Source organism: Streptococcus sp. HMSC068F04, assembly GCF_001837455.1.
Taxonomy (GTDB): Bacteria; Bacillota; Bacilli; order Lactobacillales; family Streptococcaceae; genus Streptococcus; species Streptococcus salivarius_D.
This window is the reverse complement of record NZ_KV832483.1, coordinates 52654-59105: the sequence shown is the minus strand read 5'-3', so window position 1 is coordinate 59105 and position 6452 is coordinate 52654. Positions and strand designations below refer to the sequence as shown.

Genomic DNA, 6452 nt, shown 5'->3' with positions numbered 1-6452 from the left:
AAAAGCTCTATAATCTCTACAGTGGTTTTATCCACTACAGAAATTATAGAGCCAAAGTTCCATAATGGAGCTTTTTTCTTTTCTGTTACGAATAATGAAAAGGAGGTATCTATATGAATAATTTTGAACTTTTTAAACTTAAAGCCGCTGGGTTGACGAATTTGAATATCTTAAATATTTTGGACTATCAAAAGACTCAAGATAGAAAATTGAGTTTACGTGATATGGCAGTGGTATCCAAGTCTAAAAATGCCGTTCTTTTTATGGAAAAGTATAAGAGTTTAGATATTAAGCAACTCAAAGAACAATTCGACCATTTTCCTACGTTATCGATTTTTGATAAAGAATATCCCATTGAGCTGAAGCATACCTATAATCCTCCTGTCCTCCTTTATTATCAGGGGAATCTTGATTTACTGAGTAAACCAAAGCTAGCTGTTGTTGGGGCAAGAAAGTGTTCTGAAACAGGCAAACAGTCTGTCCGTAAAATTGTTAGTGAACTTGGGAATCACTTTACTATTGTGAGTGGATTGGCGCGTGGGATTGATACTTGTGCGCATATGGAGGCCTTGAAAAATAAGGGAAACACTATTGCAGTTATCGGGACAGGACTTGATGTTTATTATCCTAAAGAAAATAAAGCTTTGCAGGACTATATGGCCAAAAATCATTTAGTTCTTACTGAATATGGACCAGGTGAGCAGCCTCTCAAGTACCACTTTCCTGAACGCAATCGGATTATTTCTGGATTGTGTCAAGGAGTTATGGTTGTAGAAGCTAAGCTTCGCTCAGGAAGTCTGATTACTTGTGAGCGTGCCATGGAAGAAGGTAGAGATGTTTTTGCTATTCCAGGAAATATTTTAGATGGAAAGTCAGATGGATGCCATCACCTAATTCAGGAGGGTGCAAAGTGCATTACGACAGGGTTTGACATCCTTTCAGAGTTTTCTTGAAAATCAAACTTCTCCTATAGAGATAAAGTTTTTTATTGACAGTTAAAGAAAAGGAAGGTATCATGTTAGTTGCTCGGTCCAAGATGTTTCATTTTTTAATGTCTTGTGACTAGATTTTAGACAGATTAGTGGCGCAGCCAGTTTATAACATTATAAGGAAATAGTCTATGGCGACAGCAACGACAACAAAAACGAAAACTAAAACAACAAAGAAAACGACAGCCAAAAAGGCGACTAAAAAGAGAGCGACACCAAAGAAAAATTTGGTCATCGTGGAGTCTCCTGCTAAAGCGAAAACGATTGAGAAGTATCTTGGCCGCAACTATAAAGTTGTAGCCTCTGTTGGGCATATTCGTGATTTGAAAAAATCAAGTATGTCTATTGATTTTGAAAACAACTACGAACCTCAGTACATTAATATTCGAGGTAAGGGACCTCTTATCAATGAATTGAAGAAAGAAGCTAAAAAAGCCAAGCAAGTCTTTCTCGCAAGTGACCCGGACCGTGAAGGGGAAGCCATTTCATGGCATTTGTCACATATTCTTGGATTAGAGCCAGATGATAAGAATCGTGTCGTTTTTAACGAAATCACTAAAGATGCAGTAAAAAATGCCTTTGTAGAGCCACGCGCCATTGACATGGACTTGGTAGATGCTCAGCAAGCTCGTCGTGTCTTGGACCGTATTGTGGGTTACTCTATTTCACCGCTTCTATGGAAGAAGGTTAAGAAAGGTCTTTCTGCAGGTCGTGTACAATCAGTAGCGCTTAAGCTTATTATTGACCGTGAAAATGAAATTAAGGCCTTTAAACCAGAAGAATACTGGACTATTGATGGTGCCTTTAAGAAGGGTGCTAAGAAGTTTCAGGCTAGCTTCTATGGCTTAGATGGTAAAAAGCTTAAGCTCAACAATAATGAGGATGTTCAAGCCGTTCTCTCTCGTATCACAAGTGATGACTTTAACGTAGATAAAGTAGAGAAAAAAGAACGCCGTCGTAATGCGCCATTGCCATATACAACTTCATCTCTCCAACAGGATGCTGCTAATAAGATTAACTTCCGAACACGTAAGACCATGATGGTTGCTCAACAGTTGTATGAAGGAATTAATTTGGGTTCAGGAGCTCAAGGTTTGATTACCTATATGCGTACGGACTCTACACGTATTAGTCCAGTGGCACAAAACCAGGCTGCTGAATTTATTACAGAACGCTTTGGTTCTAAGTATTCAAAACATGGCAGCAAGGTGAAAAATAGTTCGGGAGCACAAGACGCCCATGAGGCTATTCGTCCGTCAAATGTTTTCCAAACACCAGAAAGCATCGCTAAGTATTTGGATAAGGATCAGCTTAAGCTCTATACTCTTATCTGGAATCGTTTTGTAGCGAGTCAAATGACAGCTGCAGTATTTGATACGATGAAGGTGACCTTGCCTCAAAACGGAGTCATTTTCACTGCAAATGGTAGCCAAATCAAGTTCGATGGTTATATGGCCGTTTACAACGATTCTGATAAGAACAAAATGCTTCCTGATATGGCAGAAGGTGATACGGTTAAGAAGGTTGTGACAACGCCTGAACAACACTTCACGCAACCACCTGCCCGCTATTCTGAAGCGACTCTGATTAAGACGCTGGAAGAAAATGGAGTTGGTCGTCCGTCAACTTATGCACCGACACTTGATGTTATTCAACGTCGTTACTATGTCAAATTGGTGGCTAAACGTTTTGAACCAACAGAACTTGGTGAAATCGTTAATAGTTTAATCGTCGAATTCTTCCCTGACATCGTGGATGTTAAATTCACCGCCGAGATGGAAGGAAAACTCGATAAAGTTGAAATCGGTAAGGAACAATGGCAGAAGGTTATTGATGAGTTCTTCAAACCTTTCCAAAAAGAATTGGAAAAAGCTGAAGAAGGTATTGAAAAAATCCAAATCAAGGATGAGCCTGCCGGTTTTGATTGTGACCTCTGTGGTCATCCAATGGTCATCAAACTTGGTCGATACGGTAAGTTCTACGCATGTAGTAACTTCCCAGATTGTCACAATACTAAGGCCATAACCAAAGAAATTGGCGTTACTTGCCCAACCTGTGGTAAAGGTCAGGTCATCGAACGTAAGACAAAACGAAATCGTGTCTTTTATGGCTGTGATCGCTACCCTGACTGTGAATTTACATCTTGGGATATCCCTGTTGGACGTAACTGTCCTAAATCAGGCGATTATCTTGTCGAGAAGAAAGTTCGTGGTGGCGGTAAGCAAGTTATCTGTAGTAACGAAGAGTGTGACTACAAAGAATCGATTGTTAAATAAAAAGAAAGCTATCTCAAGTTAAGTCTTGAGATAGCTTTTTTGCATTTTATCAAAAAAACTGATACTTTCCTTAAATTTGTTTTTTATACTAAGCATGAAAAGAAAGGAGAGTAAGTGGTTTTCTGATATTAGGTAAATATAAGCTTATATTGAAAACAGAACTATTCTAAAAGAGGTGTACAAATGCAAATAACTGTTAAACAACTTTCAAAATCCTACAAAGATAAGACTATCTTAGACAACATCACATTTACAATTGAATCTGGAACGGTTTCTGGTCTATTAGGAGTAAATGGGGCTGGTAAGTCAACTCTGATGAAAATTCTTTTTGGTTTAGTCCAAAAAAGTAGTGGAGAAATTCGATTTGATGGATCATCCAAAAACAAACATTCATTAGGTGCATTAATCGAAGCACCTGCAATTTATCACAACCTTTCGGCTTTTGATAATCTAAAAACAAAAGCGTTGTTATATGATATTCCTGATTCAAAAATTTTTGAAACCTTGGAAATAATTGGTCTTTCAAATACTGGAAAGAAAAAAGCCGGTAAATTTTCATTAGGTATGAAGCAGCGACTTGGGATTGGTATGGCCATTTTAACTGATCCCCAATTTTTAATTCTAGATGAGCCTACTAATGGCCTTGATCCCGATGGTATAAATGAATTGCTAGACCTTATTCGTTCCTTGAAAGCAAAAGGGATGACAATTCTGGTTTCCAGTCATCAACTTCTAGAAATTAGTAAGGTTGCTGATCATATTCTTATTCTCGATAAAGGTAAGATTCAATATTATGGTGAAAACAAAAATGTAGATAGTCTTGAGAGACTCTTCTTTAAAATTGTTCATGGGGGTTAGTGATATGCAAAAGATATTCTATTCGGAATTGCTCAAATTACGACATTTAGGAACGACTAAATTCTTAATCATCATACCATTTTTAACTGTTCTTATAGCCTTTTTAATGGGAGGGTTACAGATTTTTGTTCCTTTCTCGGTTTATTGGTGGGAAGCTATCTTTTTATATCTTGTAAATGGTCTTTTGTTTATAGTTGATAGACGTTTAGAAGACCAGGCTGGGCATTTTCAAAATGTTGCCAATGAGGGTTTCACTTTGAAAATTACCTTGATAAAAATGGTGCTTATAGGCATGAGAACATTGCTTGCTAGTTTATTCTTACTTGCTTTTCTCAGTCTCGTTGCATTTATTTACACAGGTTTTATTCCAATAAATATTCCTAAAACAGCTATTTCCTTAATCTTAATTTGGATGACAACTTTATGGAACATTCCTTTACTTTACCTAATGTCTAAATACATGAGTCAATTCATCCTATTAGCTCTTAATACATTGGTTTGTCTTTTAATAGCACCCTTTATTGCTCAGAGTCCACTTTGGTTCGTTTTCCCCTATACTTATCACTATAAAATAGCTCAATTTTTATTAAATCTTAAACCATCGGGGGATATTATTGTAAATACGAATCATACTAGCATTCTTCAAGTGTTACTTACGATGATACTATCAATAGTAGTGACATTGTTTTTATCTTTTTCACTTCAAAGGAGGCAATTAAATGCTAAGGAGTGAGTTACTAAAATTTAAGAATACTTTCGGTCTTTATCTTATTCTCAGTTTTGCTGTCTTAGAGATCATTACAATTCCAATGTATGTGAGCTTCGTTCCTAATGGTTTTTCTCTAACTAATTTAGCCATATTATCTTTTTTATGCTATCCGCTATTGACATCATTTTTGTCAATTTTAGGGATTGAACAAGAAAAACACGCTAATCATTATCAAGAAATATCGAGTTATCCTAAGCAAAGACGTTTATGGTTGGCTAAACTTTTAATATCAGACATAGTCCTTAGCCTACCTTCTTTATTCAGTTGGCTTATCATAAACCTCCTTCTTATGAATAGTGTTAATGGATTTGTAGTAAGTCTATCAAGTTGGATGTTAATAGTCTTTCTTAATCATTTTCACTACTTTATACAAGTGAGTCTGAACAGTGTTAGTAATATTATAATCTCTATGGTTGAAATTATTTTTATTATTTTTGCTAGTAATAAAGTTTTCTTGTCTACTCATTGGCTTCCTATTGCTTTACCTTTCAATAGCCTTATCCTTAGTGATTGGAGCCAACTCAATTCCCTTCCTTTATGGATTGTTGGGGTGACTTTGTTATTTATATGTTTAATAGATTATAGAACCAAAAAATAATATAAGAAATAACATAGATAGTGTATTAGTCTTTCGTGGTTATCCTAAAATTTGGTTAGTAGTTTGTCGGAAAAGTAAACTATGTTAGTTAATTTGTTTTTTATACTAAGGATGAAAAGAAAGGAGAGTTATTATGAAACGTTTTAGTCTATCAGGTTTCCAACTCAAATATATAGCCCTAATTACTATGGTATTCGACCATATTCAATATTTTTTTGAATATACAGGAAAAATACCCATTTGGTTTACTATGATTGGGAGATTAGCGGCCCCCTTATTTCTATTTGCTGTGATTGAAGGTTTCGTCCATACACACAATCGAAAAAAATACTTCCTAAGGATTTATGCTTTAGCTATTTTGATGGGATTGATTCAGTTTGGATTTTATAATTTTTTACATCCTCTTGTAAGGCCAGATGGTTTCTTTCCACAAAATATGATGTTGTCATCATTCGTTATCTTGCTCGTTGCTCTTCAAGGTATCGCTTGGATTCAAGAAAGGAAATATCTAAAAGGAATCCCAACCTTACTTTTTCCAATATTACTCCCATTGCTAATGTTGCCTTTTTATCTGCTAAGTGTGAACAAACCTATGTTAGGTTTTCTACTTAAATTACTCAATTTTACAGTGCTACCAGTTCATACATTTATCAGCGATGGAGGAACGTGGTTACTTTTGACTGGTATCGCTATGTATCTTTGTCACAAGAATCTTAAGAAAGAAGTGCTTGCTTTTGTGAGTGTTAGTCTAGTTTGGGCACTAATAGCGATTGTTCTAAGTAGACCTTCTTTTCACGATTTAATGTTTAAATACATTGAATGGATGGAAATATTTGCAGCTCCCTTAATGCTTTGTTATAACGGTCAAAGAGGTAAAGGGTCAAAATATTTGTTCTATGTCTTTTACCCAACACATATTTATCTACTTTACGCCTTGTCAGTTATCTTCTATAGATGATATG

General features: G+C 35.9%; 6 protein-coding genes. All 6 read left to right on the top strand.

Going from position 1 to position 6452, the window contains the following annotated elements:
- Positions 1-113: 113 nt before the first annotated feature.
- Complete coding sequence (gene dprA / locus HMPREF2571_RS04955) at positions 114-953, top strand: DNA-processing protein DprA (RefSeq protein ID WP_070847319.1); 840 nt, start codon at positions 114-116, stop codon at positions 951-953.
- A gap of 167 nt (positions 954-1120) precedes the next feature.
- Positions 1121-3265 carry a type I DNA topoisomerase gene (topA, locus tag HMPREF2571_RS04950; RefSeq protein WP_070847317.1) on the top strand — a complete coding sequence of 715 codons (2145 nt, stop codon included), beginning with the start codon at positions 1121-1123 and terminating at the stop codon, positions 3263-3265.
- Positions 3266-3448: 183 nt separating this feature from the next.
- Entirely contained in the window at positions 3449-4123 is a 675-nt protein-coding gene (locus HMPREF2571_RS04945; RefSeq protein WP_013990514.1) for an ABC transporter ATP-binding protein, read from the top strand.
- Between the two features lie 4 nt (positions 4124-4127).
- Positions 4128-4856, top strand: a complete 729-nt coding sequence (locus HMPREF2571_RS04940) for a lantibiotic immunity ABC transporter MutE/EpiE family permease subunit (RefSeq protein ID WP_041817216.1) — start codon at positions 4128-4130, stop codon at positions 4854-4856.
- The gene (locus tag HMPREF2571_RS04935) at positions 4843-5490 is read left to right on the top strand and encodes an ABC-2 family transporter permease (protein ID WP_004182439.1); all 648 of its coding nucleotides are present in this window, start codon (positions 4843-4845) and stop codon (positions 5488-5490) included. Before HMPREF2571_RS04940 ends, HMPREF2571_RS04935 begins: the two co-directional genes overlap by 14 nt.
- Before the next feature lie 133 nt (positions 5491-5623).
- Positions 5624-6448: a TraX family protein gene (locus HMPREF2571_RS04930; RefSeq protein WP_004182440.1), complete on the top strand. Its 825-nt coding sequence runs from the start codon at positions 5624-5626 to the stop codon at positions 6446-6448.
- The last annotated feature ends 4 nt before the right edge of the window (positions 6449-6452 follow it).

Excerpts from the sequence above, each read along its gene's own strand:
- topA (WP_070847317.1), top strand. The coding sequence starts at position 1,121 with ATGGCGACAGCAACGACAACAAAAACGAAAACTAAAACAACAAAGAAA.
- dprA (WP_070847319.1), top strand. The coding sequence starts at position 114 with ATGAATAATTTTGAACTTTTTAAACTTAAAGCCGCTGGGTTGACGAAT.
- HMPREF2571_RS04940 (WP_041817216.1), top strand. The coding sequence starts at position 4,128 with ATGCAAAAGATATTCTATTCGGAATTGCTCAAATTACGACATTTAGGA.
- HMPREF2571_RS04930 (WP_004182440.1), top strand. The coding sequence starts at position 5,624 with ATGAAACGTTTTAGTCTATCAGGTTTCCAACTCAAATATATAGCCCTA.
- HMPREF2571_RS04945 (WP_013990514.1), top strand. The coding sequence starts at position 3,449 with ATGCAAATAACTGTTAAACAACTTTCAAAATCCTACAAAGATAAGACT.
- HMPREF2571_RS04935 (WP_004182439.1), top strand. The coding sequence starts at position 4,843 with ATGCTAAGGAGTGAGTTACTAAAATTTAAGAATACTTTCGGTCTTTAT.